We start from the raw sequence: 3,557 nt of genomic DNA, 5'->3' as shown, positions 1-3,557 counted from the left end.
CCCGTAGTGCATGGCCACGGCGCCATTGCGGAGCGGCGTCGCCGACAGCAGTTCGAGCCGCCGGGTACCCGGCAGCCCGCCCTGGTACAGCGTGGGCCCGTGCCCGGCGATCCGGGGGTGGACGAGGAACCGGTATTCGTCGATCAGGTCGAGCCGGTCCAGTTCGGTCGCGAGGCGTCCGCTGCCGAGCAGCACACCCGCCGGGGTCGTGTCCTTGAGCCGCTGCACGCCCGCGCGCAAGTCGCCGGCGACGTGGTGACTGTGCCGCCACGGAAAGGTCGATCGCGTCGACGACACCACGTACTTCGGCTTGGTCTCCAGCTTGACCGCCCATTCGCGCACCGCGGGCGGCGCGTCCACGTCGCCACGCGCCACGGCCGGCCAGTAGCCCTCCATCATCTCGTAGGTGGTGCGGCCCCACAGCATCGCCCCGCTCTCGTCCATCAGCCGCGTGAAGAACGCATGCGTCTCGTCGTCGGCGATGCCCTCCTGGTGGTCGACGCAGCCGTCCAGGGTGATGTTGAGGCTGAAGGTCAGCAGGCCCATGCGAGTCCTCTGTGAGCGTCCAGTGACACCACCTTGCCGGTCAACTGTCAGCCGTTCGTCGGCACCCAGCGATGCGGCAGAAGTTCGTCGAGCCGGCTGTTGAGCATCGTGGGCAGCCGCTGCAGCACATCGCGCAAGTAGGCCAGCGGATCGTGCCCGTTGAGACGCGCGGATTGCACCAAGCTCATCACCACGGCCGCGCGCTGCCCGGCCAGTTCGCTTCCGACGAACATCCAGGCCTTGCGGCCCATCGCCCATGGCTTGATCTGCTGTTCGAGGTGGTTGTTGTCGATGGCCACGGCCCCGTCTTCGAGGTGGCGCGTGAGCGCGGCCCAGTGGTTGAGCGTGTAGTCGATGGCCCCGGCAACCGGGCTCCCGTCGAGCACGCGACGGCGCTCGAGCTGAAGCCAGACCTGCAGCTCGTCCCACAGCGGTCGAGCGTGCTGCCTGCGAAGCGCGAGGCGTTCGTCGTCGCCGAGGTCGACGAGGTTGCGCTCGACGGCATAGATCGCGGCCAGGCGCACCACGGCCTCGTCGGCCACGGCACTGGACCTGGCCTTGGCCAACTCGTCGAACTTGCGCCGGGCGTGCGCCACGCAGGCCGCCGCCTGCCGGCCCGGGTAGACGCCCGGGTCGAGCACGGTCTCGTAGGCCTGGTAGCGGTCGGTCAGCAAGGTGCCTTCCCAGCGCGCGATGCCGTGCCGCTCGTCGCCAGCCAGGAAGGCCACCGGGTACTGCGCGCCTCGACCTCGGCAGAAGTCGTAGACGACGCCGGGCGTCGGGTCGTGCCGACTTCGCGCATACGCCCACACGTAGGCCCTGCGTGTCTTGCCCGCACCCGGGTCCAGCAATGCCACCGGGGTCTCGTCGGCGTGCAGCACGCGGCACCCGAGCACGAACTGCCTGTGCAGCTCGTACAGCGGCTCCAGTGCGGCGCCGGCCTGGCCCGCCCAGGCCGCCAGCGTCGAGCGCGGCGTGTGCACGCCGCTGCGGGCGTTGATGGCCTCCTGCCGGTAGTACGGCAGGTGGTCGGCGAAGCGGCTGATGAGCGTGTAGGCCAGCAGCCCGCTGGCGGCCATCCCGCCCTCGATGACTTCCGGTTGGCTTGCCGCCTGCACGAGCGACTGGCAGCAGCGGCACGCCCACTTGCCGTAGACGTGGCGGTGCACGAAGAACTCGGCCGGCACCACGTCCAGCCGCTCGGTGACGTCTTCGCCGATGCGGGTCATCGCTCGGCCACAACCGTCTTGCGGGCAGGTGGTGCTCTCGGGTTCGTGGCGATGCTCGACGCGGCGCAGGTGCTCGGGCAACGCCTGACGGCGCGGCTGGCGAGGCGCCTTCTTCGCTCGCTCTGCGCCCACGGCGGCGGCCTGGGCGCGCAACTGCTCCAGCCGCGCCTGCAGGCTCGCCTCGTCCTCGGCGAGGGTCTCCTCGAACAGGCGCCGCTGCTCGGCGCTCATCGCCTCGGCCTTCGCGCCGAAGCGCCAGCGCTTGAAGCGGGCGATCTCGAACTTGAGCTTCTCGAGCTGGGCGTCGCGCAGCGTGATCTCGCGGTCCTTGCGGGCGATGAGCGAGCGGTGCTCCGCCAGTGCCTGGGTTTGCCGCTCGATGAACGCGCGCGCCGCCGGCGGCAGGGCCTGCAGCATCTCGGGCGTGAGTTCGAGCGCGTCGTCGTTCATGTGCGGCCATGGTGCCGCACGCGCGCAGCGCCCGCCATCCGCGCAAGTGCTGTTGCACGGCGTCGTGCTTCACGTCCTCGTGATGACGGAGGCCTCGCCCAGCCGCTGCCACGGCAGTCCCAGCACGAGGGCGTCGAACTGCTCGCGGCTCAGTGCCAGTGCGGGAGGGCCGCCTGCTCCCTGCGTCCAGACGAACCGACCGGCGTGCAGCCTGCGCGCGGCGCACCAGATGCCGAAGCCATCGTGCACCAGGAGCTTGATCCGTGTTCCCCGGGCATTGGCGAACAGGTAGCCGTGGTGCGCGCGGGCCTCGCCCAGCGAGGCCACGACCGCCGCCAGCAGCCGGTCGCCTCCGGCGCGCATGTCCACCGGCTGCGTGCACAGCCACACACCGTCGATGCGCAGCATGGCGGCTCACCGCAGCGACGTCGCCAGATCGCGCAGCCAGGCAGCGCAAGCCTCGGGCTGGCTCGCGGGCCACTGCACCGACAGCCGGGCCTCGCCGCGCCGCAACTCGATGTGAATGGTCTGCGCGCTCGGGGCCGGTAGCGCCGCGGGCGGTGCGTCCAACGCGACCGGCATGAACTGCAATGCAGGCAAGGTCGCTGCATCGGGCGAGCTCGCCTGGGTGGCCAGCCCGCAGCGCTTGAGGCCGCGCCCGACCAGCCACTTGCGCACGAGATTGACGTTCAGCCCATGGGCCAACGCCACGGACGCCACGGACACGCCTGGCTTCTGGCACTCAGCGAGAATCTTCGACTTGAACTCGGCGCCATGGACGCGCCGCGGAGAATTGGGGTGCATAGGTGCCCACCTGTTCGTTTGGTGGGCACCATCGTCGCGCGCCTAAACCAGCCGTGGAAGGTGGTCAGGCTGGACGCTCACCCGAGAAGCGCCTGACCGCAGTAACAACAGTCGTGACCCTGCACCCCTGCCAGATGGTCTCTGATGGCCGAACAGATCTGCGCGCCGTTCAGTTCCCCCGTTGGGCCGTTCCAAACCTTCTTGTAAAACGCGGCCCAGACGTCTTCCTCGGGCCGCGCTGAAGCGTCAAAGAACGATTCCTCGATCAGAACCTCTTCAGCCCGAGGGCGTCGGTTTTGTGTGCGGTGGCAGACGTTCAAGAAGGCCCGTTCCTCATCCTGCTTGCTGCGGCCATTGGGAAGCGTTTTCATTGCGGCGATTCCTCAGTCTCGCCTGCTTTGCCATTCTTGAGCATGCGAATCTGCTTGACGGCACCCTGCGCGAGTTCGATCAACTTCAAGGGACGTTCGGTGCTCGATCTGTCGATCCCGCGCGTGTTTACGATGGTCCGCCTCATCTCTCTCAACT

At 68.9% G+C, this 3,557-nt stretch carries 5 protein-coding genes; all 5 read right to left on the bottom strand.

Annotated features, from left to right (window positions below; genetic code table 11):
• A partial coding sequence (locus tag VLG41_RS00025; RefSeq protein ID WP_325347354.1) for a dihydrofolate reductase family protein occupies positions 1 to 546 on the bottom strand: 546 nt, incomplete at its 3' end.
• Between the two features lie 47 nt (positions 547 to 593).
• Positions 594 to 2,225, bottom strand: coding sequence for an IS66 family transposase (tnpC, locus tag VLG41_RS00020; RefSeq protein ID WP_325347353.1), 1,632 nt, complete (start codon positions 2,223 to 2,225; stop codon positions 594 to 596).
• A 69-nt stretch (positions 2,226 to 2,294) separates the two neighbouring features.
• Complete coding sequence (tnpB, locus tag VLG41_RS00015) at positions 2,295 to 2,633, bottom strand: IS66 family insertion sequence element accessory protein TnpB (protein WP_325347352.1); 339 nt, start codon at positions 2,631 to 2,633, stop codon at positions 2,295 to 2,297.
• Positions 2,634 to 2,639: 6 nt separating this feature from the next.
• On the bottom strand, positions 2,640 to 3,029 hold the full coding sequence (gene tnpA / locus VLG41_RS00010) for an IS66-like element accessory protein TnpA (protein WP_325347351.1): 390 nt from the start codon (positions 3,027 to 3,029) through the stop codon (positions 2,640 to 2,642).
• A gap of 77 nt (positions 3,030 to 3,106) precedes the next feature.
• Positions 3,107 to 3,400 carry a hypothetical protein gene (locus VLG41_RS00005; protein WP_325347350.1) on the bottom strand — a complete coding sequence of 98 codons (294 nt, stop codon included), beginning with the start codon at positions 3,398 to 3,400 and terminating at the stop codon, positions 3,107 to 3,109.
• Between the last annotated feature and the right edge of the window lie 157 nt (positions 3,401 to 3,557).

Origin of the sequence: Hydrogenophaga sp. (genome assembly GCF_035481345.1) — a bacterium.
Classification (GTDB): Bacteria; Pseudomonadota; Gammaproteobacteria; order Burkholderiales; family Burkholderiaceae_C; genus Hydrogenophaga.
The sequence above is the reverse complement of the archived record's forward strand: the minus strand, read 5'-3'. Positions and strand labels throughout refer to the sequence as shown.

What these genes read in the sequence shown, in the direction of transcription:
- tnpC (WP_325347353.1), bottom strand. Translation starts at nt 2,225, where the DNA reads ATGAACGACGACGCGCTCGAACTCACGCCCGAGATGCTGCAGGCCCTG.
- tnpA (WP_325347351.1), bottom strand. Translation starts at nt 3,029, where the DNA reads ATGCACCCCAATTCTCCGCGGCGCGTCCATGGCGCCGAGTTCAAGTCG.
- VLG41_RS00005 (WP_325347350.1), bottom strand. Translation starts at nt 3,400, where the DNA reads ATGAAAACGCTTCCCAATGGCCGCAGCAAGCAGGATGAGGAACGGGCC.
- tnpB (WP_325347352.1), bottom strand. Translation starts at nt 2,633, where the DNA reads ATGCTGCGCATCGACGGTGTGTGGCTGTGCACGCAGCCGGTGGACATG.